The following is a 25,607-nucleotide window of genomic DNA, read 5'->3' on the forward strand; positions in this document are numbered from 1 at the left end:
GGTCGTCGGAGTGCGCTTCCGGTCACCAGACCCGGAAGGCTGCTGATGTGACGACGGCATCGGATGTACTGAACTCGACGGTGAGGTTCAGTGTCCACGAACCCGGCAGTGGCACAACGGCGTAGGTGCTGCGCCACTCTCCGCCAGCCGTCGGCTCGAATTTGACCTTGAGGGCGGCGACCCCCGCATCGTCGGACGAGAGCGTGCCACTGACCGCTTCGGCGGCCGTCGGGCGGCCCTGCGGGTTGAGTGCGGTGACCGATATCGAGGTCGGCCCGCGGCGGGTCGTGTCGATGTGAATTCGCGCTGATCGGCTATCCAGTGGTGCTGTCAACGACACCGGCGGCCCGAAGGTCGTGCGGGCCGGAGCCTGCGATATCAGAGCCGTTGTCGCTACCAGAACGGCCAGACCCAGCACCATCTCTGCGGGGACGGTGCGCCGCAACACTTTCGGATCGAGTCGTCGCTGCCCGATGTAGGCGACGGCCAGCATGACCGTGACGAGCGAAAGCTTGACTGTCAGCGTGATGCCGTATCCGGTTGACCACAGCGCCTCCACCGGCTGGACCTGACGCCACGCCTGGTACTCGCCACTGAGGATCAGCACCGAGATGCAGGCGAACGCCGTCGACGACCAACGGCGCAGGTTGTCGGTACGGCCCGACGGCAGCACGGCGACAAGGAGCGCGACCAGTCCGCCCAACCACACGGTCATCGCCACGACGTGCGCCGCAGTCACCGGTGTCGCGAGCCACATCTGCTCACCTGCTCCGGCATGACCGCAGATCACCACCGTCACAGTCACACCTGCGGTGCACGCTGCAACCACGCCGGTCCACCCACGTTGTGGCCGACGCAACGCGATGCCCAGCATGGCGATGAGGACGACACGGACAAGGAGAACGACACCAGTGCGGGAGCTCAGCGTCTCGTTGAGCGCATCAGTCGAAAATGCCGCCGACCAGCCCAGATTGAGCGCCTCGGGTCCTTGCATGAGAAATTGCGTGACCGTGGCGAGGCCGATGATAACCCAGCCGCATCCGATCAGCATTCGGATCCGGACCAGTCCCAGCGCCCAGGGCCACAGTATCCGGCAGACGAGCGCGAGACCCGCGCACAGCACCAGCCCGACGTCCACGACGCCGCCCGCAATGTCGGCGGTGCGGGTCAGCGAACCCGAGCGGTCGGCCGGGGCGACCGCCGGGGCGCCGGCGTCCTGACCGATGCCGAAACTGATCGATCCGGAGACGACGTGGGTGTCCGCGGAGACCACCCGCCAGGTCGCTGCATAGCTACCCTGCGGCACATGTGGTTTCAGCGGGATCACCACGGTGGTGCCGTCGGTCGACAACTGGGCCGAGCCGCTGTCGGCCCGGTCGCCCGTCATCGAGATGACCTGTGCTGCACCGGGTACCAATCGGACGGACTCATCGAATGTCAGCGTGACCGCTGCCGGGGACGAATCAACGCGGGCGCCGTCCTCTGGTGAGCTGGCCACCAGTACGGCGTGAGCATTTGCCGGCGCTGCTGTCAGAACGAGTATCGCCAGTGCCGATATCGCAGCTGTCAGCAGCGCCGCACACGATCTCAACTCTTGCGGCGAAGTAACGCCAGATTCGCGATTCCGAGTAACGCCGCGATGATCGCGATGACCAGTCCGGCGATACCTGGCCATGCCGGCCCGCTGTCATGCGACAGCGGCATCGCACTGGCCGCTGGAGCATCCGCGTTCTTCTCCGATGTGTCCGACGCCAGCGTCAGCGTCGGAGCGGGGTGCTCCGGCTCAGCTTGGCCTTCGGCGGCCTTCTGATTCCAGTTCACTGTCGTGCCATCGCTGTAGAACTGCTCCGCAGGGAACGACATGCTGGCTGTCTTGGGGAGCGGACCGACGGAGAGGTTGAACTCGTCGAACTGATTCGGCGGGATTCCCGCCTGTGGAGTGTCGGCCTTCCAGTCCACCACCGACACATATTGGGTCACCGGATTGCCGTCGTCATCTTTTTGCGGTGTGGCCAGGTTTTTCTTGGTCACAGTCGCGGTCCAGCCGGGCTTGGGCTGAACAGCTGCCGACAAGATCGGCGAGTCGTCGGGCAGGGTGACGCGTAGTTCTGTCGTCGATGCGGTGTCGGATTCCGAGGGCACCCGGAACGTCACGACGCCGTACCCCCCTTGGTTCGCGTCGGTTCCGGATACTTCCACGTGGGCCAGGGCCGGTGCGGCGAACCCGATCGCTGCGATCGCTGCCGCGACTGTTGCTGCGGTAGTGCGTAATACATTTCTCACGGTGTGATGTCCTTACTGGTGTCCATGTTGATCGGCACGCGAAATCAGGAGATGAGGGCTGCGAAGGCCACCCCCATCCCCGCCGTCATCAGCAGATTGGCATAGGGCCGCTGCGGTCCGCGGATCAGAACGAAGAATGACCGCAGCGCGGCGCCGAAGAAGAGCGCGGCCGACATCCCGCAGGTCCCCACCACCCACAACGGTGTGCCGAGCGATTCGACAGTGACATTGCTACCGCCGGTCATGTTCACGTGCTGCATACCGGCCATCGCGCCGGCTCCGGAGGCCGGCGGCATCATCGACGGCGGCATAGCGACCGCCATCAGCACCATCGAGCCCATCATCGCGGCGTGATAGAAGGCGTGACCCAGGCGAGTGTCGTACAGACCCAGATAAGCGAAGTACAACGCAGATGCGCTGAAGACCAGAACATAAATCAGGGGGGAGATGGCCATGCCCCATGACCACGCCGTAGCGATCATTGCCGTTGCCATCAGCGCATGCAACGACCACGCGATCCGGGCTTGCCAGCTGCGCGCAGCACGGCACTGCGCCAGGTAGAGCCCAGCGCAGGTCGCGAACACAGCCGTCAGTGCCCAAGGCACAAGCACTGCCATGCAGTAGAGGTCGGCGCATCCACCCGAATGGTTCCCTGGGAGTTTGCTGTGCGGTTGGGCATCCCGGCATCGGTTGGGCTAAATTTCAATCGTTCATCGTGAGCAGTGCGGAAACCGGTGTCAATCCGGTGCGGTCGCGCCACTGTGTCCGAGGAATCGACTCCATGTCGGCACCTCGGAAGCCAGACCCGTCGCTCGCGGACCCACAGTGGGGCGCGCACACCCCGGAAAGTTGGGCCTCAGCTCATGCCCGATTCAGTTTCAGCCACTCCGTCCTCCGGGGCGATGGTTCATCGTCTCGTCGCCTCCTGGAACCGCAGGGACTGGCTCGAGGTCGGCGCGCTGACCGCCGTCATCGCCGCCCTGCACATCGTGGGCTTCGGTGCGTTGCTGCTGTTTGTGGCGCCCAACCACTATCAGGTCGGGACGCAGGTGTTCGGCGTCGGACTCGGTGTCACCGCTTACACTTTCGGCCTGCGGCACGCCTTCGATGCCGATCACATCGCAGCCATCGACAACACCACGCGCAAGCTGATGGCCGACGGCAGCAAGCCGAAATCGGTCGGCTTCTGGTTCGCGATGGGGCATTCGACCATGGTGCTGTTGATGGCAGTACTGGTGGTCGCGGGAACCCGCGCTGTCAGTTCACTACTCAACGATGACTCTCCGGTCAAAAACGCTCTCGGGCTGGCCGGCACTCTGGCCTCCGGCGGGTTTCTCTGGCTGATCGGCATCATCAACCTCGTCGCTCTGATCGGTATCTGGCGGGTGTTCACCGGGCTTCGCAGGGGACAGTTCAACGAGCAGGAACTCGAAGACGCGCTGGATAATCGCGGATTCCTCGCCCGGATATTGCGCCCCATCATGAAACGCATCAAGCGGCCGGCCCAGATGTACCCGGTCGGTGTCCTGTTCGGTCTCGGCTTCGACACGGCCACCGAAGTCGCGTTACTCGCGCTGGCCGGCACCGGAGCCGCGGCCGGTTTGCCTTGGTATGCGGTCCTGGTGCTGCCGGTACTGTTCGCCGCAGGCATGAGCCTGATGGATACCGCGGACGGACTCTTCATGACAGTGGCCTACGACTGGGCGTTCGCCAATCCGGTCCGCAAGATCTACTACAACATGACCATCACCGGGCTCTCGGTGGCGGTCGCATTGCTGATCGGGAGCATCGAACTGATCTCAGTTCTGCACGACGACCTAGAACTGCAGGACCCGGTTACCAACTGGGTCAGCGCGATCGATCTCAACAACGCCGGCTTTGCGATTGTCGGACTGTTTGTCATCACCTGGTTGTGCGCGGTGAGCTACTGGAAGATCGCCGGCGTCGAGAAGCGTTGGCAGGCCACGCCATCCGGAGGTGCGTCCTAGCGCGGGAACTCTTCGCTAGTTCTGCCCGACTTAATGCCCGTGCAGGCAGATGAGTTCACGCGGACGTTTCGCTCGATCGAGCGTCGCGTTCTCGAAGACGTGTACATCGGTCGGATCTTGCGCCTCGTCGTCATAGCCGCAGTATTGGTGCTGGCGACGTCGGCGTTTCTCGGCGGTCGGTTCAGTGTTCGCTCCGCACGCGACGGCCTCAACGGTGACTGGCTCTCGGTAGTCGCGACGACGGTTTTCGTAATGGCATGCGGGGTCTCGCTGTGTGCGTTGGCGCGCAAGCGGTTTCGCTGGAGTTGCCTCGCGCTCTATTTCGATGCGCTTGCCTTGGTGACAGGCTTGGCGGCGGTGTGGTCGCAGCAGACAGGTCCCAGCGGCCTGTCCTGGTGGGCCCCGATGGGCGTTCTGGCCGCGACCGCGCTGGGGCTCGCGTGGTCCAGCGTCGTCGCGATACCGCTGGATCGCTCACAGCCCGATATGAGGGTGGCTACCGACCGCCGAGTCAGCCGGTGAGATCGTCCTGTTGGGCCGAACCGAGAAGATCCTCGCGGGCGCGGGCGATCCGCGATCGAATGGTGCCGACCGGACACTGGCAGACCGCTGCCGCCTCCGCGTAGGACAGCCCGAGGACTTGGGTCAGCAGCAAGGCTTCCCGACGGTCGCTATCGAGGCCCGACAGGAGAACGTTCACCTCGACGAGGTCTTCGAATCCGCGTGGGGAGCGCTGACGGTTGGCCGCCTGTTCAAGGTCGGCACCGTGGGTTATCCGGGGCCTGGCCTGGTTGTAGCGGACCTGGTCGACAGCGGCACGGCGCGCGATCGACAGCAGCCACGTCCGGGCACTCGATCGGCCGGAAAAGCGAGGCAATGACTTGATCGCCCGCAGAAAAGTCTCCTGGGTCAGATCGTCCGCGCTCGCGATATCCGCGAGGTGCGCGGTGAAGCGCCACACGTCGCGCTGGGTAGCCCTGATGAAATCCTCCAGCGCGCGCGCATCGCCGTGGCCTGCAGCAATCGCCAAAGCGGTAACTTGGTCATCGTCGCCGCGGGAGGTCACGATTAAGGACCTTATCTGTTGACGGCCCACTGGGAACTCTGGGCCGGGCATGGCCGACCAACTGCAGTGACCAAGGAGGACGACGGTGACGACGATGGTGGACAGCGACAACGACAGCGTCCATGAGGTGCGGCGCATCGAGCTGGCGGTGTCGGGAATGTCGTGCGCGGCCTGTGCCAGCCGGGTGGAGCGGACCCTCAACAAAGTTCCTGGTGTCCGCGCGTCGGTCAACTTCGCGACGGGGGTCGCCACGATCGATGCCGAGCCCGCCGTCGACTCCGGCGAACTCTGTGAGCTGGTTGAACAGGCCGGTTATCCAGCCAGCGAACGGACGTCACTCCCGGACGGCCTTGATGATCCGGAGTCGGATCGAGCCAGGAGCCTGTTCCGCCGTCTCGTGGTTGCCATCGTGTTGTTCGTCCCGCTCGCCGATCTGTCGATCTTGTTCGCCACGATGCCGGGCACGCGGTTCCCGGGATGGCAGTGGCTGCTGGTGGTGCTGGCTGCACCGGTTGTGACGTGGGCGGCCTGGCCGTTCCACCGGGTGGCAGTGAAGAACCTGCGACACGGCGGCGCCAGCATGGAGACCTTGATCTCCACCGGTATTACCGCCGCGACGTTGTGGTCGCTCTACGCCATCTTCTGGCGACCCCGCGCGGCCGCCGAGCCGGGGGTGTGGCACGCGATCATGGGTGCGGACTCCATTTACCTCGAGGTTGCCGCCGGTGTGACGGTGTTCATCCTGGCGGGGCGGTACTTCGAAGCCCGTGCCAAGTCCAAGGCCGGCGGGGCGCTGCGCGCTTTGGCGGCGCTGGGCGCCAAAGATGTCTCGGTGGTGCTGGCCGACGGTTCCGAATTGCGGATCCCGGTCAGTGAACTCAAGGAGCAACAGCAGTTCGTGGTGCGCCCGGGCGAGACCATCGCTGCCGATGGCCTTGTTGTCAGCGGCCAGGCCGCCGTCGACATGAGCGCGATGACCGGAGAAGCTCAACCCGTGGAGGCGGGTCCTGGATCCGCCGTGGTGGGTGGCACGCTGGCACTGGATGGTCGGCTGGTTGTCGAGGCTGCCGCAGTGGGGCCGGATACCCAGTTCGCCGCGATGATGCGATTGGTGGAGAAGGCTCAATCAGGCAAGGCGGACGCACAACGCCTCGCCGACCGGATCGCCGGGGTGTTCGTTCCCGTTGTGTTCGCCATCGCGGCGGTGACTGTTGCCGCGTGGCTGCTGATGGCCGGCGACGTCGACCGCGCGATATCCGCCGGGCTGGCCGTGTTGGTGATCGCGTGCCCGTGTGCCTTGGGACTGGCGACGCCGACGGCGCTCATGGTGGCCTCGGGGCGAGGGGCGCAGTTGGGGATCTTCCTCAAGGGGCACCAGGCCCTGGACGCGGTGCGCAATGTCGACACCGTCATCTTCGACAAGACGGGCACCATCACCACCGGACAGCTGACGATGACCGCCGTGTCGGTGGCCGCCGGCTGGGAGCGAGACGACGTGCTCGCCGCGGCAGCTGCCGTCGAGAGTGCCTCCGAGCATGCGGTCGCTATCGCTATCGTCCGTGCGGCGCAACCTTTGTCGCTGTCGGAGGTGACGGGTTTCCGGTCTGCAGTCGGCCGCGGTGCGAGCGGAGTCGTGGACGGCCGCCAGGTCGAGGTCGGCAAGCCGGCGTGGGTCGCCCGTAATCGCGAAGTGCCCCGCGAACTCGTCGACGCGCGCCATCGCGGTGAAGCCTCCGGCCAGACAGTGGTTTTCGTCTCGATCGACGGCGTGGTGTGCGGCTCGATCGGGGTGGCCGATGTCGTCAAGGATTCCGCGGCGGCGGCGATCAGGGAATTGCGGGAGCGAGGGCTGCGCACGTTGATGGTGACCGGCGACAACCCGGTTGCGGCGCAAAGCATCGCCGACCAGGTGGGCATCGACGAGGTCATCGCCGAGGTGCTGCCCGACGGCAAGGTTGCCGTTATCGATCAACTGCAGGCTCGGGGCCGGATCGTCGCGATGGTCGGCGACGGCATCAACGACGGGCCCGCGCTGGCCAGCGCGGATCTGGGCCTGGCGATCGGGCGCGGCACCGACGTGGCGATCGGCGCTGCCGACATCATTTTGGTGCGTCAGAGCCTGGAGACTGTTCCGCAGGCGCTCGCGCTGGCGAGGGCCACTTTGCACACCATCCGGGTGAACATGGTGTGGGCGTTCGGCTACAACATCGCGGCCATCCCCATTGCGGCGGCCGGTCTACTCAATCCGTTGATTGCCGGTGGCGTGATGGCCTTTTCGTCATTCTTCGTGGTGTCCAACAGCCTGCGGTTGAGAAGTTTCGCGCGGGCTGACATCGCCTCCGGCGCAGGTCGGCTCGACCCGGCCACCGGGATGACCTCAATGCCAACAAGTGTGGATCCAGAGTCCGAAGTGCTAGGGAGACAATGACAATTCAGGAATTCGCCGTGACGGGTCTGCGCTGTGAAGGCTGTGTCGACACGGTCACGGATGCGCTCAGTAGTCTGCCGACGGTGAGCTCTGTCGGTGTCGACCTCGACCCCGACGGCACCTCGACCGTGACTGTCGAGGCAGAACCACCTGTCAGCCGCGACGCTGTCCAGTCGCTTCTTGGTAGCAAGGGCAACTTCGCAATCGTCGGCTGATTGCGGCTTTGCATTTGAGGGGTGGATGGCGATCGTCAAAAGCTGTGTCGCAGAATGGTATCCGTAGCACTCCGGGTGCTTCTGTGGTGTGAGGTGAGATCGGTCGAGCTCAACTGCGGGGCATGTACGACAGTGAGACATCAACGTGTCCACCGGTCCAGCCCCCGTCAAGGAGGTGGAGTCAATGAAACACATCGGCATCGTGCTGTTCCCCGATGTCGAGGAACTCGACGCGATCGGACCATGGGAAGTGCTCTCATCGTGGACGCGCTACTTCCCGGACGACGGCTACACAGTGTCCTGCCTATCCGCCCCCGGGGGGCCGGTGCGGTGCGCGAAGGGGTTGGAGGTGAACGCGCATCATTCGTTCGCCGACGCACCACCTCTGGACGTGCTGGTCTATCCGGGTGGTCAGGGCACCCGCCCGCAGCTGCACGATGAGGCGCAGTTGGACTGGGTACGCGGCCAGCGAGCTACTGTCCCGTTGCTGACCAGTGTGTGCACTGGATCGCTGGTATACGCGGCAGCCGGCCTGCTCTCCCACCGGCCGGCAACAACGCACTGGGGATCGCTCGACGTCCTCGCTCAACTCGACCCCACCATCGACGTGCGCCGCGATCAGCGTTACGTCGATGACGGCGACATCATCACCGCTGCAGGCGTATCCGCCGGCATCGATATGGCGCTGCATCTAGTTGTCCGACTGGCCGGAGTGGACCGGGCCCGACAGGTCAAGCGCGCGATCCAGTACGAGCCAGAACCGCCCGTGTAGTCCTTGCTGTCGAAGGCTGGGGTGGGAACCGCAGCGACCTCGATGGAACTATTCACGTCCGGTCGCCGACTACCTCAGATGTGAGAAGCGTGATCTTCGGGCTGGAGTATGCCCGGTGGCCCGGCAGCCCGTCTGCGGAGATTCGTGGCCTCCGTCGTGAAGCGGCACGTCCTAACCGCCTGAACAGGCCGGTCAGCGACTATCCGGCGGCTGTCTCCGGGTGATGGCAGTCGGTAGTGCCACCCACGTGGTGCAGGCCGGTGCGCGGCCGCCGGGCCGGGTGGACGGCGAGATCGTCAGTCGGTTCGCAACGTGCTGTAAAGCACTGGGCCTTGCAGTGTACGACCGCCACCGCCCTGCCGATCCTGTAGCCGCCCGAACAGGTTTCGCTACTTTGACGCGCCTTGCTCACGATCACTGCGATGCCTGGACGGGGCTGGCAGCCGCGGGGGATACCTCTTTGGCGGTGCTTGAAGCCGTCGCAGCCACGCGCCATACGGCGGGTGTGTTGATCCGCAGTATCGAATTGGCGCCCAAAGTGCTTGGTTTCACCTATGACACCGGCTTGTATCTGCAGTTCCGCGCAACGGATCCGGACAACTTCCGGCTGGCCTACGCGGCGGCGCTGTCCGTAGCGGGCCGGTTCGCCGAGGCTGATGTGATTGTTTCCGAGGTGACCGCCCGCAGTGCCGAATCCCGGGACGCCCGCTGGGTCGCGACCGCCATCCACTTTCGTGCTCACCGCTGGGCCGACGTCATCAAACTACTGACCCCGGTCGTCAACGACAACAACGACGACGAGATGTTCGCGCACGCTGTGAGGACGGCACTAGGGACAGCTTTGGCCCACCTCGGCATGTTCGCCCCTGCGCTGTCATATCTGGGCGAACCGCAAGGACCATTGGCACTGGCCGCCGTAGACGGTGCGTTGGCCAAGGCACTCGCATTGCGTGCGCAAGGCGAGGAGGAGGCTGCCGCCGAGGTGCTGCAGGAGCTCTATGCGGCCAATCCGGAGAACGCCGCTGTCGAGCAGGCACTCTCGGATCCGTCATACGGTATTGCGACCACCTCGGCCGCCCGCATCGACGCACGTACAGACCCTTGGGACATCGAGACCGAACCCAACGAGGCCAACTTCGTCGATCCGTGTGCTCATGAGCGTAAGGCGGTGTTGCTCGCGGAGGCCGAGGAGCAGCTGGGTGAGTTCATCGGGCTCGATGAGGTCAAGGATCAGGTGTCGCGGCTGAAGAGCTCGGTGGCGATGGCGTTGTTGCGCCAGCAGCGTGGACTAGCGGTCGCTCAGCGTTCGCACCATCTGGTGTTCGCGGGCCCGCCCGGCACCGGTAAGACGACCATCGCCCGGGTTGTGGCGAAGATCTATTGCGGGCTCGGGCTGTTGAAGAAGGAGAACGTCAAAGAGGTGCACCGAGCCGATCTGATCGGTCAGCACATCGGCGAGACCGAGGCGAAGACCAACGCCATCATCGACAGTGCGCTCGATGGGGTGCTGTTCCTAGATGAGGCGTACGCCTTGGTGGCCACCGGCGCCAAGAACGATTTCGGATTGGTGGCCATCGACACCCTGTTGGCCCGGATGGAGAACGACCGCGACCGGCTGGTAGTCATCATCGCCGGCTATCGCGCCGACCTCGACCGGTTCCTCGATACCAACGAGGGTCTGCGATCACGCTTCACCCGCAGCATCGACTTCCCGTCTTATAGCGCGGCCGAGCTGGTGGAGATCGCCAATGCCATGGCGGGACAACGGGACAGCATCTTCGAGCAGGCGGCCCTCGACGATCTGCAGTCCCTGTTCGGTCACCTGGCCGCGTCGTCGAATCCCGACGCCGCAGGCATCGAGCGACGCAGCCTCGATATCGCGGGCAATGGCCGCTTCGTCCGCAACGTCGTCGAGCGTTCGGAGGAGGAGCGGGAGTTCCGGCTGGACCATTCTGAACAAGCTGGTACAGAGACGTTCACCGACGAGGACCTCATGACCATCACCGCCGCCGACGTCCGCACTGCAGTGGTGCCGCTGTTGCGCGGCCTCGGCCTGGCGGAGTCCAGATGAACTTCGCATCGCGGACACCGGTCAACGAGAATCCCGATCAGGTCAGCTACCGCCGTGGTTTCGTCACCCGACATCAGGTGACCGGCTGGCGATTCGTCATGCGCCGGATCGCTTCGGGGATAGCCCTACACGACACCCGCATGCTCGTCGATCCGCTTCGGACGCAATCCCGTTCGGTATTGATGGGTGCGCTGATCGTGATCACCGGGTTGATCGGCTGCTTCATCTTCTCGTTGATCAGGCCCAGCGGAACGGTCGGCAACAACATCGTGGTGGCCGATCGCGATAGCTCGGCACTCTACGTCCGCATCGACGATCAGCTGCATCCGGTGCTTAACCTGACCTCGGCGCGTCTGATCGCCGGACGATCCGTGCAGCCCGCCGGCGTCGGTCCTGCGGCGTTGGACAAGTTTGCACGCGGGGCGATGGTCGGTATCCCCGGCGCCCCAGAACGTATGGTGCAGAACAGTACTCGTGACGCCGACTGGACGGTGTGTGACAGCACGGGCCCGGTGTACCCCGGTGTCACAGTGATCGGCGGCCGGCCGACTGAGGGCGGGCAGCGTGCCTCCGCACTGAAGCCGGCCACGGCGGTGCTGGTCGATAGCGGTCCGCCAGGGGCGCCGATGAACTGGCTGCTGTGGGACGGCCGGCGCAGCCCGATCGACCTGGGGGACCGTGCTGTCACCAGCGCCCTCGGATTCGGCTCGAACAGTCCCAGTGTCCGCCGCATCTCCGCCGGACTGTTCAACGCGATACCGGAGGGCATGCCGCTGCGGGCCCCCGTCTTTCCCGGTGCCGGCGCCCCGCCGGAGTTCCCCCTCCCGGTTCCGGTCCCGGTGGGTGGGGTCGTGGTGGCCTACGGCACTGACAGCACGATGCTCTACTACGCGGTGTTGCCGGATGGTCTGCAGCCGGTGTCACCCGTGCTTGCCGCATTGTTGCGCAACACCAATTCCTACGGACTGGAGCAGCCACCGCGGCTGGATGCCGATGAGATCGCCCGTGCTCCGGTATCGAGGATGATCGACACCGCGGCATACCCCGCGGAGCGGATAGACGTCGTCGATGCGGTGAGTTCACCTGTCACGTGTGTGCGATGGGCCAAGGCTGCGGATGCCAGTACGAGCTCGCTGACGTTGTTGTCCGGTGCGGCACTGCCGATCGCCGACGGGGCCGGCACCGTGGATCTTTTGGGTGCCCCCGGTGGCACGACTGCATCTCGGGTGGCGGTGCCGACCGGTACCGGCTATTTCGTGCAAACGGTCGGCCAGGAGCCGGCATCGCCCGCCGCGGGTTCACTGTTCTGGATTTCCGATACCGGAATGCGCTACGGGATCGAGGCGGCCAATCCGGATGAGGTGGCTAAAACCGTTGCAGCACTGGGTTTGAACCAGCCTGCGATGCCGGCTCCCTGGGCAGTGCTGGCGCTCTTTGTTCCTGGGCCGGCGCTGTCGAAGGCCGATGCGCTGACCGTATTCACGGGAGTGGGAAATCGATGAGCAGGCTGATCTTCGAGGCACACAAGCGGCTGCCTCGACCTGAGGTGCGCAAGGGTACAATCACCATCGAAGCGCCCCCCGAGTTGCCGCGCGTCGTACCGCCCTCGTTGTTACGTCGGGCACTTCCGTATCTGATCGTGATCCTGATTGTCGGCATGATCGTCGCGCTGCTCGCGACAGGGATGCGGTTGATCTCGCCGCAGATCCTGTTCTTCCCCTTCGTGCTGCTGCTCGCCGCCACGGCGTTGTACCGCGGTAACGACAACAAGCTGCGGCCCGAGGAGATTGACGCCGAGCGCGCCGACTATCTGCGCTACCTGTCGGTGGTGCGGGACAATATTCGCGCTCAGGCAGCTGATCAACGCGCCGCACTGCAGTGGTCTCATCCCGAGCCCAGCGCACTCGGTGTAGTGCCTGGCTCCTCGCGGCAGTGGGAACGTGACCTGGGCGACTCCGACTTCTTGATGGTGCGCACCGGACTGCACGACGTGCCGCTCGACACCACACTGCGCGTCAAAGACACCGTCGACGAAGTTGACCTGGAACCCGTGTCGCACAGCGCGCTTCGTGGGTTGTTGGACACCCAGCGCACCGTATACGGCGCGCCGACGTGCATCGACTTGGCAAGGGTCTCGAGGCTGACGCTACTCGGTGACCGCGACGATGTTCACGCGGCGGTCCGGGCCTGGGTCGCCCAAGCGGTCACGTGGCATGACCCAGGGGTGCTGGGTATCGCGCTGGCTAGCCCCCACCTTGAGTCACAAGACTGGTCCTGGCTTAAATGGCTTCCCCACGTTGATATCTCGGGCAAGATCGATGGGGCCGGTCCGGCTCGCCACCTGAGCGTCAACACAGACGAACTCATCTCACGCATCGGACCGGTGGTGGCCGAGCGCCCGCTTTTCGACGGTGGGACTCAGAGTGGTCTGAGGCACCTGCTTCTCGTGGTCGACGATCCGGGCTACGACTTGTCGGCATCAGTGCTGTCGGCCGGATTGGCAGGCGTCACCGTGATTCAGATCGCCGAATCCGAGCCACATCGCGAGCAGTATATGGACCCGGATCGGCCGGTGTTGAAGGTCTCCGACGGGCGTATTGCGCGCTGGGCAAGCGGTGGTTGGCAGCCCTATGTGGACCACGCCGACCAGTTATCCGTCGACGAGGCAACGCATCTGGCGCGCAGGCTATCGCGGTGGGACTCCAACCCCACCCATGTCGGGTTGCGTTCAGCGGCCACCACCGGTGCCACATTTAGCACATTGCTCAACATCGACGACGCAGCACAGCTCGATGTGCCCGCGCTCTGGGCGCCGCGCAGGCGCGAGGATGAGCTGCGGGTGCCGATCGGTGTGACCACCACCGGCGAGCCGCTGTACTTCGATCTCAAGGACGAGGCCGAAGGCGGGATGGGCCCGCACGGCCTGATGATCGGTATGACGGGATCGGGCAAGTCCCAGACGCTGATGTCAATTCTGTTGGCGTTGCTCACTACCCACTCAGCCGAGCGTCTGATCGTCATCTACGCAGACTTCAAGGGTGAGGCCGGCGCCGATATCTTCCGGAATTTCCCGCAGGTCGTCGCGGTGATCTCCAATATGGCCGAGAAGAAATCGCTGGCCGATCGATTCGCCGATACCCTGCGCGGGGAGGTGGCACGGCGCGAGACCCTGCTCCGCGAATCTGGGCGCCGAATCCAGGGCAGCGCTTTTAACTCGGTCACCGAGTACGAGGCGGCTCGCGATTCTGGCGCGCCGGGCACTGAAGACCTGCCACCCCTACCGACGCTGTTCGTCGTCGCCGACGAATTCACTCTGATGCTGGCGGATTACCCTGACTACGCGGAACTGTTCGATTATCTTGCCCGCAAGGGCCGCTCGTTTCGCATCCACATCTTGTTCGCATCACAGACGCTCGACGTCGGCAGGATCAAAGATATCGACAAGAACACGTCGTACCGGATCGGTCTGAAGGTCGCCAGCCCGTCCGTATCGCGTCAGATCATCGGCGTCGAGGACGCTTATCACATCGAATCTGGCAAAGAGCACAAGGGCGTTGGCTTCCTAGTTCCTGCCCCCGGCGCCGAACCGGTCAAGTTCCGCAGCACCTACGTCGACGGGATCTACGATCCACCACGGCGACTGAAATCGTATGTGGTTCGCGCAGATCCGAGGCCCCGGTGGTTCACAGCCTCAGTGGTCGAGCTCGACCAGGACGTCGTCGCGATGCCAGATGACCTTGACGACGCTCCAGTTGGGCCGCCGAAGAAGCTGATCGCAACCATCGGAGACCAGCTGGGCGCCTATGGCCCACGCGCACCCCGACTGTGGTTGCCGCCGCTCGACGATGCGATCCCGCTGGCCGATGTGCTCGTCGGTGCCCGCGTCCGGGAAGGTCAGTTGCGCTGGCCGCTCGGCGAGATCGACCGGCCCTTCGAGATGAGACGCGATCCGCTGATGTTCGATGCGAACTCAGCGGCGGGCAACATGCTGATTCACGGCGGCGCCAAGTCCGGCAAATCGACTGCGCTACAAACGTTCATCCTATCGGCCGCTGCACTGCACTCACCGCGCGATGTGTCGTTCTACTGTCTGGACTACGGCGGTGGCCGGCTGCGAGAACTTGAGGACCTCGCCCACGTCGGTAGCGTTGCTACACCACTGGAACCCGAGCGGATTCGGCGCACCTTCGGGGAGTTCGAGCAATTACTTGCCAGCAGGCAGCGCGCCGGACACGGCACCGTCCACTCGCATGTGTTCTTGGTGATCGACAACCTCTATGGCTTCAGCCGCGACAATGCCGATTTGTTCAACACGCGAAACCCGTTGTTGGCAAAGGTCACCGAGCTGGCCAACAGTGGCCTGTCCTACGGCATCCATGTCTTGATCACCACGCCGAACTGGCTCGAGGTGCCGTTGGCGATGCGCGATGGGCTGGGATTGCGCTTGGAGTTGCGGCTGCCCGATCCGCGGGACAGCAATGTACGCGTGGCCGGTGCACTGCGACGACCGGCGGAGAACGTGCCTTATGACCAGCCGGGTCGCGGTCTCACGATGGCGGCCGAGCACTTCCTGTTCGCAGCCCCCGATGTTAGACAGACCCCGGTGCTCAGCGCGCGCTATCCGGGCCAATCAGCGCCGCAGGTGCGGCTGCTGCCGGCTGAACTCACGCCCGCCGACGTCGCGCCGCTTTACCTCGGCACGGAGCAGGTGGTGATTGGTCAACGCGAAGAAGATCTTTCACCGGTGGCACTCGACTTCTCCGGCCAACCCCTGCTGATGATTCTGGGGGACAGCAAGTCCGGGAAGACGACGCTGCTGCGGCATCTCATCCGGACGATCCGCGAGAACTCGGCCCAGGACCGCGTGGCCTTCACCGTGCTCGATCGCCGGCTCCAGTTGGTCGATGAGCCCCTCTTCGATGACAACGAGTACACCGCCAACATCGACCGGATCGTTCCGGCGATGCTCGGACTCTCGGCCATCCTCGAGGCCCGCCGCCCTCCGGCTGGGATGTCTGCCCGCGAGATGACGGGCTGGACCTATGCGGGCCACACTCACTACCTGTTCATCGATGATGTCGACCAGATTCCGGACAACCCGGTGCTGTCGGGGCCCTATGTCGGACAGCGACCATGGACGCCGCTGATCGGGTTGCTCTCCCAGGCAGCCGATCTGGGATTGCGAGTGATCGTTTCGGCCCGTGCCACGGGCTCGGCGCATGCGTTGATGACCAACCCACTACTCCGGCGGATGAACGATCTGCAAGCGACCACCCTGATGCTGTCCGGCAATCCGCAAGACGGCGGCAAGATCCGCGGACACCGCTTCGCGCGCCAGATACCAGGTCGCGGGGTGTTGCTCGATGACACTGACTCTCTGACCTATGTCCAACTCGTCAATCCGTTGGCCGGTAGGCACGCAGTATCGGATGCCAAGGAGAGGAATCTGCCATGACACTTCGGGTTGTGCCGGAAGGCCTGGCGGCCGCAAGCGCTGCGGTCGAGGCACTGGCCGCACGACTGGCCGCCGCACACGTGGTTGCGTCGCCATTCATCACGGCAGTTGTTCCACCTGCGGCCGACCCGGTTTCGCTGCAGGCGTCCCTATCCTTCGGTGTCCATGGCGCCGAACATGCCGGCGCCGCGGCCGACGGGATCATCGAGCTGGGTCGCTCCGGGATCGGAGTAGGTGAGTCGGCGACCAGCTACTTCACCGGAGACACCACCGCCGCGCTGTCCTACCTGGCGCGCCGCGGAGGGTCTTAAGTGGAGAGGATGTCGAACGAACCTAGTTCTCGAACGAATCAAACTGTTGCTCAAAGTGATTGGAGATAATCGAACATGAGTCTTCTCGACGCCCACATCCCGCAGCTGATCGCTTCCGAATCGGCGTTCGGTGTCAAGACTGCGCTGATGCGCAGTACCGTCGCGCAGGCTGAGCAGGCCGCGATGGCCGCACAGGCATTCCATATGGGCGAGTCATCAGCCGCCTTTCAGTCCGCGCACGCGCGGTTCGTTGAGACCGCGGCCAAAGTGAACTCGCTGCTCGACATCGCTCAGGTCAATCTCGGTGAGGCCGGTGCCACCTATGTGGCTCAGGATGCCGCCGCTGCCAGCACTTACGGAGGTTTCTGATGTCTCAGATCATGTACAACTATCCCGCGATGCTTGGTCATGCGGGCGATATGGCCGGCTACGCAGGCACCCTTCAGGCGGTTGGTGCTGACATCAGCGCCGAGCAGGCGGCGTTGCAGGGCACCTGGCAGGGCGATACGGGTATGACCTATCAGGCCTGGCAGGCGCAGTGGAACACCGCCATGGAGGATCTGGTGCGCGCATACATGGCGATGTCGACGACACACGAGACGAACACAATGTCGATGCAGGCGCGGGATCAGGCCGAAGGCGCGAAGTGGGGCTAGCCGGACAATGAGGCCTATTCGACGACGAGACCGGCCTCGTGTCTGACGCAGTCGAACTGACGGTCGGCGCAGCCTGGTTCATCGCGGATGAGGTCGGAGCGGGCACCTTTCCGTGTGTGCTGGCGATCACCCCGCCGTACCGCGATGCGTCCGAACGTGCGGCGTTCGCATCCCAACAGACTGCCGAATTGGCACGTTTGCAGGTGATCACCGACGGCACGCTCATTCCTTCTGTGCGGCAATGGATTCAGATAGTCTGCAATCCTGAGCGTTGGCTGGAGCTGCGCTACGTCGCCAGTACATCGTCGGGGGATCTGCTTCGTGGTCTGGTGGCGCGTCGCACCGGTCAGACCGTGGTTGCACTGCGCAATGCGCAGCTTGTCACCTTCACCGCTCTGGACATCGACGATCCGCGGACGCTGGCGCGCGTCGTGACCGCAGGGCTGGGAGACCGACCGCCCGCATCGTTCGAGGAGTTCGCGCTACCGACTCGGGTGGGCGCCAGAGCCGATAGGCAGATACGCGAGGGCGCAGACCTCTCGGCTCTGATGGATCATCTCGATATCCCCGCATCGGCGCGTGACGTCGTGCGTGCGGTGTTCGACGGTCCGCGACGCTACGTCGAGGTAGTGGCCGGCCAGCGCAACGGAGCCACCCGCCAGATCACCGACGTCGGAGTTGCCGTCGTCGACACCTCAGTTGGTCGTGTGCTGGTCAGTCCGGCGCGCGCCTTCGATGGGGAGTGGGTGTCCACCTTCACCCCGGGCACCACAATCGCCGCGGCTCTTGCTCTCGAACGCCTCAGTGCCTCGCTGCCAGAGGGCCAATGGTTTCCGTCGGCCCGGCGAACCCGGGATCTCACCACTCAAAAATGCTGAAATGAGAACGAGCACATGACTGACCTCTCGGGGACAATCAGCGCCACTCCGGTTCTGCCGATCGTGCGGGTGGCGATCCTCGCCGACGGCCGGATTGCTGATATGGCGCTGCCCGCCGAACTGCCGCTGCGCGAGATCCTGCCCGCCGTGCACCGGTTGCTACCCCCTGCCGCTGCGCTGAATGGCACGGCACCGGACGCTACAGCGCCACGCCGCCTGAGTCTGGCGCCGATTGGTGGTGCACCGTTCTCGCTGGATGCCAGCCTGGACACCGTTGGCGTCGTCGACGGAGATCTCCTTGCGCTGCAACCGGTTCCCGTGGGCCCCGCGGCCCCCGGCATCGTCGAGGACATCGCCGATGCCGCCGTGATCTTTTCGCGATCCCGCTCGCAGCCGTGGGGGAGCGCCCAGATTCAGCTGCTCGCGCGAGCTGCCGTCGTCACAGTGCTATTGGCAGCTACGTGTTTCGCGGTCGCGCACCGCATTGCCACAAGTGAGACGGTCGGTCTGTACGCCGTGAGCGTGGTTGCCGCGATCACCGTGGTAGCCGCGCTGTTGCTGCGTGCGCGCTCAAGCGCACCCGCCGTCGAAATGTCGGTGGTCACCTTGGTACCGGTCGCGGCCGCGGGTGCGTTGTCGGTACCTGGTGCATTTGGTCCGGCGCAGCTGATGCTCGCGGCGGCCGCCGTGACGGCCTGGTCGCTGATCTGTACCATCCTCGCCGAACACTGCCTTGCTCTGTTCACCGCCACCACGGTCATCGGTGTGGCTCTGCTGATGGCCGGAGCAGTTGCCCAGATCTGGCAACTTCCGACGCTTACCCTCGGTTGTGGTCTGATCGTGTTCGCGCTGCTGGTCACGGTGCAGGCAGCCCAGCTGTCCGCGGTGTGGGCCCGGCTGCCGCTACCGGTCATTCCTGCCCCGGGAGATCCGGCTCCGAGTCCGCCCGGGATGCGGATACTCGAGGATCTTCCCCGTCGCGTCCAGATCAGCGATGCGCACCAGACCGGGTTCATCGCCGGTGCGGTGGTGCTGTCTGTGATCGGGTCGCTGGCTATCGCGGACCAGCCGGCCGCACCTGGCGCGTGGGCCTGGTATGGCGTAATCGCGACGTCGGCGGCGGCGATGCTGCGCGCCCGGGTTTGGGACACCGCGGCCTGCAAAGCTTGGTTGTTGGCGCAACCGTTCTTAATTTCGGTCTGCTTGCTGGCGCTCTTCGTCGGCCAACACCGCTACCTGGCGGCCGTGCTCGTTCTGGTTGCCCTTGGTATCCTCGCCGGCGGGGTATCGATCGTTGCGACAAACCCGAACCTTGCTGCACCGGAGAGCTATTCACTCCCGATGCGGCGGCTGCTCGGGGCTTTGGCCGCAGCGCTGGACGTGTCCTTGATCCCGGTAATGGCCTACCTCGTCGGCCTGTTCGCCTGGGTGCTCAATCGATGATCCGCGCTAGGCTACGGATGGCCGCGGGTGCTTCGACTGTCGTGCTGTTGACGAGCCCCTCGGCGTGGGCTGTCAGTCCGCCGTCCGTCGACCCCGGTGATCGTCCGCCGACTGGCAGCACCGGATCCTCCGTGTCGATGGCGCAGCGTACGCAGTGCGTGTCCACCGGGATCATTCCCGGAAGTGCGCCAGGTGCGGAGTCGCCGAACCAGCAGCTGCTCAATCTCGCAGACGCGTGGCGGTTTTCGCAGGGGGAGGGGCAGCTGGTTGCCGTCATCGACACAGGCGTTACTCCCGGCCCGAGACTGCCCAACGTTGAAGCGGGCGGTGACTATGTCGGCGACACCAATGGGCTGTCCGACTGTGACGGACACGGCACCCTGGTGGCCGGGATCATCGCCGGGCAACCGGGCGGCGACGCGTTCGCTGGTGTGGCGCCGGCGGCTCGGCTGTTGTCGATCCGGCTTACCTCAGCGGCGTTTTCACCGCGGGACCAAAGCGACGATCCCGAACAGGAAAGAGCAACCATCGATGTCGCCTCGCTGGCCCGTGCCGTCGTCCACGCCGCCGATCTGGGGGCGCGGGTCATCAATATCTCGGCGGTGACATGTCTGCCCGCCGACAGCGCAGTGGACCAGCAGGGATTGGGGGCGGCGTTGCGCTACGCGGCCCTTGACAAAGATGTGGTGATCGTCGCGGCGGCCGGAGACAGCGGTCCCGCGGGGCTTTCCGGGGGCGCCGCGTGCCGGTCCAACCCGATCAGCCCGTCTGCGGATCCCAGCGACCCGCGGAACTGGGGCGCTGTCACCTCGGTGTCGGTGCCGTCTTGGTGGCAGCCCTACGTGCTCTCGGTCGGATCGCTGACGCCCACCGGTCAGCCGTCCGCGTTCACCATGGCCGGACCCTGGGTGGGTATCGCGGCGCCGGGCGAGAACGTGGTGTCGGTCAGCAATGGAGAGGACGGCGGGTTGGCGAACGGGATTCCCGGCCCGCGTGAAAAGTGGACGGCACTCGACGGCACCAGTTACGCCGCTGCCTATGTATCGGGTGTGGCAGCGCTGATTCGCAGCCGCCTTCCTGACCTGACCGCGGCGCAGGTGATCCTGCGGTTGCAGACAACCGCGCACAACGGTGCGCAGGATCCGTCCAACGCGGTAGGCGCCGGCACGGTCGACCCGGTCGCTGCACTGACGTGGGAGCTTTCCGGGCCGGTAGTCGACCAATCCGATGTCGCGCCGACGAGGATCGCAGCTCCGGCCGCCACGCCACCTCAGGACAACGGACCGCGCACGATGGCGTTCGCGGGTACGGCGGCGCTGGCGCTGGTCGTGGTCATGGCCGCAGTCGTGGTCAGTCGCCGAAAGGAACAGAACAGATGAGGACCCTTATGCCCGGCCGCGGTCGAATCACGTTGGCGTTGTCGGCTGTCGCACCCGCCGCAATGGCCTACCCGTGGCACACCGTGGGCCAGAGGTGGATTCTGGGGGTTGCGATCGCGGTGGTAGTGATGCTGTTCGGGTGGTGGCGTGGGCTGCGGCTGACGACGATTGTGCGGCGCCGGCTGGCGCTGTTGCTCCGCGGTAAGCGTGTTGGCGGAATAAGTCAGCTGGTAGACCACGCCGGCGTCGATGCGCGCAAGACGGTCGTGTTACGGGTGCTGGACAGCCCCGATTCTGATCTGCCGTTGGACCTGATCGCCGGCTACCTCGATCGCTACGGTGTGCAGAGTGAGTCGCTGCGGGTCACCAGTCGGGATACCGAGACGGGGCGCACCACCTGGATTGGCTTGACCATGTCTGCTGCGGCCAATCTGTCTGCGCTGCAGGCGCGGTCGGTGCATATTCCGCTTCGTGAGACTGCCGAGATCACTCTGCGTCGGCTCGCTGATCAGCTCCGCGAGTGCGGCTGGTCGCTCACCACTTCAGACGACTTCGTCCCGGACCTGCTGGGTCCGGACGCGAAGGAGCAGTGGCGTGCGGTGGCTGACGGCAGCAACGGTTTCGTGGCGGCCTATAGCGTTGCCGCCCAAGGACTGCCCGACACCTTGACCGAGCTGTGGTCGCGACGATTCGGCGAGGTGTGGACCGCGATCGAGGTCGGTGCAGCAGGAGTGGCCGCAGGCTGTGTGATCCGTACGGAGGTCGCGCCGCCGGCGACACCGCCGCTGGTCGGGCTGACCTTGCAGCGGGGTTCCCAGTGGGAAGCTCTGCACGCACTGGCCCCGACGTCGACGAAACAGCTTGATGCCGAGGTGGTTCCGCTGTGCGAGCTGTCGGCCGTACGGTGGCCCGCCAACGGTGTGCCGGTCAGGACATGAGTCACGGCGGCCACCCGGAGCGCTCGGGTCTGGCCAGCTGGATTCGGCGGCTTGCCGTCCCGATCATCATCGGCTGGATGGTGTTCGTCGCTGTGCTGAGCGTGACGGCTCCGCAGCTGGAGGTTGTCGGCAAGTTGCGCTCGGTGTCGATGAGCCCGGACTATGCGCCATCGACGGTTGCGATGAAGCGCATCGGCCAGGTGTTCGGTGAATTCACTTCCGACAGCATGGCAATGGTGGTGCTGGAGGGCCAGCAGCCGCTCGGTGACGAAGCGCATCACTACTACGACTCGATAGTAGAACAGCTCGATGCCGATACCACGCATGTGCAGCACGTCCAAGACTTCTGGGGCGACCCGCTAACCGCAGCTGGCGCACAGAGCACCGACGGTAAAGCCGCCTACGTACAGGTGTACCTGGCCGGTAACCAGGGTGAAACGCGGGCCAACGAGTCGGTCGAGGCCGTCAAGAAGATCGTCGAGGTCACCCCGGCCCCGGCCGGGGTGACGGCATTTGTCACCGGCCCGGCGGCGCTGGCGGCTGATGAGCAGCTCGCGGGTGAGCGCAGCGCACGCATCATCGAAATCGCCACCTTCGCCGTCATCATCACGATGATGCTCCTGGTCTACCGCTCGATCGGCACCGCGCTGGTCGTTCTGGCGATGGTTTTCGTCGCGTTGTCGGCCGCCCGCGGTGTGGTCGCCGCGCTGGCCTTCCACGGATTCATCGGCCTGACGACATTCGTCACCAGCCTTCTCGTCACGCTCGTGATCGCTTCCGCTACCGATTACGCGGTATTCCTGGTGGGCCGTTACCAAGAGGCCCGGACAGTCGGCGAGAGTCGGGAAGCTGCGTATTACACGATGTTTCGTGGGACAGCGCACGTGATTCTGGCCTCCGGCTCGACCATCGCCGGTGCGACGTTCTGTCTGCACTTCACGCGATTGCCGTATTTTCAGACGCTGGGAATCCCGCTGGCGGTCGGGATGGTTGTCGCCATGCTCGCTGCCCTGACACTGGGGCCTGCGGTCGTCACCGTCGCCAGTCGGTCGGGCCGCCTCGAGCCCAAGCGAGCGATGCGGATCCGGGGCTGGCGCAAGCTCGGTGCGGTCATCGTCCGGTGGCCAGGGCCGGTGCTGGCAGTGAGCGTTGCGGCCACACTGATCGGTCTGTTGGCGTTGCCCGGATACCGCACCAGTTACAACGAGCGCAAGTATCTGCCGTTGGACCTGGCCGCCATGGAGGGCTACACCGCCGCCGAACGGCACTTTTCGACTGCACGGATGAACCCCGAGCTGCTCCTCGTCGAGTCGGATCACGATCTGCGCAACCCGGCGGACTTCTTGGTGATCGACAAGATCGCCAAGAACATCGTGGGCCAGCCCGGGGTCAGCCGAGTACAGGCGATCACCCGGCCGGACGGGGCGCCCCTGGAATTCAGCACATTTCCGGCGCAACTGAGCATGCAGGGCAGTCTGCAGACGCTGAACCGCGGCTACCTGCAAGACCGCATCGAAGACATGCGGACCCAGGCCGATCAGATGCAGAGCACCATCGAGACCATGACCCGGATGCAGACGCTGATGTCGGAGATGAGCGCCACCACACACAGCATGGTCGACAGCACCCGCCAAATGTCAGACGACCTGGCGGAATTGCGGGACCATATCGTCGACATCGACGATTTCTTCCGGCCGATGCGCAACTACCTCTACTGGGAACCGCACTGCTACGACATCCCGGTGTGCTGGTCGGTGCGATCCATCTTCGACACGCTCGACGGTACTGACAGATTGACCAACGACATCCAGAATCTTCTGCCCGACATCGATCGACTCGATGCACTGATGCCAGAACTACTGCAGCAGATGTCCGCTCAGATCGAGACGATGAATAAGATGCGAGAGATGATGTTGACCACGTATGCCACCCAGAACGGGATACTCGAGCAGATGGCTGCGATGCAGGATAACTCGGCGGCAATGGCCAAGGCTTTCAACGATTCCAAGAATGACGACACGTTCTATCTGCCACCCGAGACATTCGACAATGAAAACTTCAAGCGCGGGATGAAGAGCTTTCTCTCGCCGGACGGTCACGCGGTGCGGTTCATCATCACCCATGACGGCGATCCGCTGAGCCCGGAAGGCATCGGGCACATCGACGCCATCAAGCAGGCGGCCAAGGAGGCGATGAAGGGGACCCCGCTGGAGGGCTCGAGGATCTACATCGGGGGCACAGCGTCGCTGTTCAAGGACATGCAGGAAGGTAACAACTACGACCTGGTGATTGCTGGAACCGCGGCATTGTGCCTGATCTTCATCATCATGCTCATCATCACTCGAAGTGCGGTCGCTGCCGCGGTGATCGTCGGCACCGTTGTGGTGTCGTTGGGAGCGTCGTTCGGCTTGTCGATACTGTTGTGGCAGCACATCATCGGTGTCGAGCTGCACTTCATGGTGATGGCGATGTCGCTGATCATCCTGCTGGCCGTCGGCGCAGATTACAACCTGCTGTTGGTGGCGCGATTCAAAGAGGAGATGCACGCCGGGCTCGACACCGGCATCATCCGGGCGATGGGCGGCACCGGTTCGGTGGTGACATCGGCCGGCCTGGTGTTCGCCTTCACGATGATGTCGATGGCAGTCAGTGAGCTCACCGTGGTGGCGCAGATCGGCACGACGATCGGTCTCGGCCTACTGTTCGACACCTTGGTGATCCGGTCATTCATGACGCCGTCGATCGCCGCTCTGCTCGGGCGATGGTTCTGGTGGCCCAAACTGGTCCGACCACGGCCGGTACCGTCCCCGTGGTCGAAGCCGAAAACAGCTGAACTGGAGGAGGACTCGGGGCACCCCGCGCCGGCGCAGAACTGACCAGAGTCTGGCGTTCAGTCGAATTCGACCAGGTTCGTCGGCGCTCGGAGCTGTTCGAGGAACGGCGTTTGATAGACGAGCGGAGTGAGGATTCGCAAAACCCGTCCGCGCCCCAGCGGCATCCCCAACTCGCGGACCGAACGGACGCCGGAGAGTGCACACAGCTCCTTGTATCGGTTTGCCGTGAACCAAAACGGCATCGGGGGCGACGTGTAGTGCTCGCTGAGTTTGATGCCGCGTTGCGAGTACGAGCTCAAGAACCGAGGAATGCTGTCGAAAATCAGCTGACCACCAGGAAATCGCTTGGCGCAGGCGGCGATCAGATCGAAAACCGCGTCGTGGTCCAGGTACTGGAACAGGCCCTCGGCGGTGATCAACACTCCTTTGGTGTCGTCGACGTCGTCCATCCAGGAGTGGACGAGGGCAGACTGGGCGCGGTAGTGCAGCCGATCCGACGTCGGAAGGAGTTCTCGACGCAACTGCACGATTGGTTCGAGGTCGACTGAAAGCCAGGATATCTCGTCATTGTCAACGCGCCAGAAGCTAGTCTGCAGACCCTCGGCCAAGGCGACAACGGTGGCTCGCGGATGTGTATCGAGATAGTCGCGGGTGGCGTTGTCGAAGGCCAGTGCGCGAAGGGCGGTCGCTTGGTGTAGCCGGCCGAAGTGGTGGTAGTCGTAGTCGAGGCTTTCGTGCAGGGCGATACCGATCGGGTCGTCGATGATGCCGTCGGGTCGAGCGGCCTCGGTTGCCCGCTGATGAAGGGTGAGCAGCGCGGTTTCGGATATCCCGGCAAGGTGACGGGCGTCGATGACTGGCATGGAGTCACCGTACTCGTAGTGGTCCTC

The 25,607-nt window shown here is 64.5% G+C and carries 21 protein-coding genes; 16 read left to right on the forward strand and 5 right to left on the reverse strand.

Annotated elements, in window-relative coordinates:
* Positions 1-22: 22 nt before the first annotated feature.
* The 3 genes from H7J73_RS21100 to H7J73_RS21110 all read right to left on the reverse strand — a co-directional run bounded on the left by H7J73_RS21100 (position 23) and on the right by H7J73_RS21110 (position 2,900).
* Complete coding sequence (locus H7J73_RS21100) at positions 23-1,498, reverse strand: copper resistance CopC/CopD family protein (RefSeq protein ID WP_264069609.1); 1,476 nt, start codon at positions 1,496-1,498, stop codon at positions 23-25.
* An 89-nt stretch (positions 1,499-1,587) separates the two neighbouring features.
* Positions 1,588-2,283, reverse strand: coding sequence for a YcnI family protein (locus tag H7J73_RS21105; protein WP_264069610.1), 696 nt, complete (start codon positions 2,281-2,283; stop codon positions 1,588-1,590).
* Between the two features lie 44 nt (positions 2,284-2,327).
* A complete protein-coding gene (locus H7J73_RS21110) occupies positions 2,328-2,900 on the reverse strand; it encodes a DUF5134 domain-containing protein (protein ID WP_264069611.1) in 573 nt (190 codons plus the stop codon).
* Between the two features lie 246 nt (positions 2,901-3,146).
* On the opposite strand from H7J73_RS21110, the gene nicT reads away from it, so the two are divergent.
* Both nicT and H7J73_RS21120 read left to right on the forward strand, forming a co-directional pair.
* Positions 3,147-4,271 carry a Nickel transporter NicT gene (gene nicT / locus H7J73_RS21115; protein WP_264069612.1) on the forward strand — a complete coding sequence of 375 codons (1,125 nt, stop codon included), beginning with the start codon at positions 3,147-3,149 and terminating at the stop codon, positions 4,269-4,271.
* Between the two features lie 39 nt (positions 4,272-4,310).
* On the forward strand, positions 4,311-4,793 hold the full coding sequence (locus tag H7J73_RS21120) for a hypothetical protein (protein WP_264069613.1): 483 nt from the start codon (positions 4,311-4,313) through the stop codon (positions 4,791-4,793).
* Here H7J73_RS21120 and sigC read toward each other — a convergent pair.
* The gene (gene sigC, locus H7J73_RS21125) at positions 4,783-5,337 is read right to left on the reverse strand and encodes an RNA polymerase sigma factor SigC (RefSeq protein ID WP_264069907.1); all 555 of its coding nucleotides are present in this window, start codon (positions 5,335-5,337) and stop codon (positions 4,783-4,785) included. The genes H7J73_RS21120 and sigC overlap by 11 nt on opposite strands.
* 94 nt (positions 5,338-5,431) lie before the next feature.
* On the opposite strand from sigC, the gene H7J73_RS21130 reads away from it, so the two are divergent.
* From H7J73_RS21130 to H7J73_RS21195, 14 genes are all read left to right on the forward strand, one after another.
* Entirely contained in the window at positions 5,432-7,765 is a 2,334-nt protein-coding gene (locus H7J73_RS21130; RefSeq protein ID WP_264069908.1) for a heavy metal translocating P-type ATPase, read from the forward strand.
* The gene (locus tag H7J73_RS21135) at positions 7,762-7,980 is read left to right on the forward strand and encodes a heavy-metal-associated domain-containing protein (RefSeq protein WP_264069614.1); all 219 of its coding nucleotides are present in this window, start codon (positions 7,762-7,764) and stop codon (positions 7,978-7,980) included. The genes H7J73_RS21130 and H7J73_RS21135 overlap by 4 nt, the downstream gene beginning before the upstream one ends.
* Before the next feature lie 184 nt (positions 7,981-8,164).
* Positions 8,165-8,752: a DJ-1/PfpI family protein gene (locus tag H7J73_RS21140; RefSeq protein WP_264069615.1), complete on the forward strand. Its 588-nt coding sequence runs from the start codon at positions 8,165-8,167 to the stop codon at positions 8,750-8,752.
* Between the two features lie 223 nt (positions 8,753-8,975).
* The gene (gene eccA, locus H7J73_RS21145) at positions 8,976-10,823 is read left to right on the forward strand and encodes a type VII secretion AAA-ATPase EccA (protein ID WP_264069617.1); all 1,848 of its coding nucleotides are present in this window, start codon (positions 8,976-8,978) and stop codon (positions 10,821-10,823) included.
* A complete protein-coding gene (gene eccB, locus H7J73_RS21150; RefSeq protein WP_264069618.1) occupies positions 10,820-12,325 on the forward strand; it encodes a type VII secretion protein EccB in 1,506 nt (501 codons plus the stop codon). The genes eccA and eccB overlap by 4 nt, the downstream gene beginning before the upstream one ends.
* Complete coding sequence (gene eccCa / locus H7J73_RS21155; RefSeq protein ID WP_264069619.1) at positions 12,322-16,278, forward strand: type VII secretion protein EccCa; 3,957 nt, start codon at positions 12,322-12,324, stop codon at positions 16,276-16,278. Before eccB ends, eccCa begins: the two co-directional genes overlap by 4 nt.
* On the forward strand, positions 16,275-16,589 hold the full coding sequence (locus H7J73_RS21160; protein WP_264069620.1) for a PE family protein: 315 nt from the start codon (positions 16,275-16,277) through the stop codon (positions 16,587-16,589). The genes eccCa and H7J73_RS21160 overlap by 4 nt, the downstream gene beginning before the upstream one ends.
* 75 nt (positions 16,590-16,664) lie before the next feature.
* Entirely contained in the window at positions 16,665-16,958 is a 294-nt protein-coding gene (locus H7J73_RS21165) for a WXG100 family type VII secretion target (protein WP_264069621.1), read from the forward strand.
* Positions 16,958-17,245, forward strand: coding sequence for a WXG100 family type VII secretion target (locus H7J73_RS21170; protein ID WP_264069623.1), 288 nt, complete (start codon positions 16,958-16,960; stop codon positions 17,243-17,245). Before H7J73_RS21165 ends, H7J73_RS21170 begins: the two co-directional genes overlap by 1 nt.
* Positions 17,246-17,283: 38 nt before the next feature.
* Positions 17,284-18,123, forward strand: a complete 840-nt coding sequence (locus H7J73_RS21175) for an ESX secretion-associated protein EspG (protein ID WP_264069626.1) — start codon at positions 17,284-17,286, stop codon at positions 18,121-18,123.
* A gap of 15 nt (positions 18,124-18,138) precedes the next feature.
* A complete protein-coding gene (gene eccD / locus H7J73_RS21180) occupies positions 18,139-19,566 on the forward strand; it encodes a type VII secretion integral membrane protein EccD (RefSeq protein WP_264069627.1) in 1,428 nt (475 codons plus the stop codon).
* A complete protein-coding gene (mycP, locus tag H7J73_RS21185; protein WP_264069628.1) occupies positions 19,563-20,945 on the forward strand; it encodes a type VII secretion-associated serine protease mycosin in 1,383 nt (460 codons plus the stop codon). The genes eccD and mycP overlap by 4 nt, the downstream gene beginning before the upstream one ends.
* The gene (eccE, locus tag H7J73_RS21190) at positions 20,942-21,883 is read left to right on the forward strand and encodes a type VII secretion protein EccE (protein ID WP_264069629.1); all 942 of its coding nucleotides are present in this window, start codon (positions 20,942-20,944) and stop codon (positions 21,881-21,883) included. Before mycP ends, eccE begins: the two co-directional genes overlap by 4 nt.
* Positions 21,880-24,759 (forward strand): MMPL/RND family transporter, encoded by a 2,880-nt coding sequence (locus H7J73_RS21195; protein ID WP_264069630.1) that lies wholly within the window; start codon positions 21,880-21,882, stop codon positions 24,757-24,759. The genes eccE and H7J73_RS21195 overlap by 4 nt, the downstream gene beginning before the upstream one ends.
* Before the next feature lie 14 nt (positions 24,760-24,773).
* On the opposite strand, the gene H7J73_RS21200 is transcribed toward H7J73_RS21195, so the two are convergent.
* Positions 24,774-25,580, reverse strand: coding sequence for a class I SAM-dependent methyltransferase (locus H7J73_RS21200; protein ID WP_264069631.1), 807 nt, complete (start codon positions 25,578-25,580; stop codon positions 24,774-24,776).
* Between the last annotated feature and the right edge of the window lie 27 nt (positions 25,581-25,607).

The sequence above is a fragment of the Mycolicibacterium komossense genome (assembly GCF_025822605.1).
GTDB classification, from domain to species: domain Bacteria; phylum Actinomycetota; class Actinomycetes; order Mycobacteriales; family Mycobacteriaceae; genus Mycobacterium; species Mycobacterium komossense.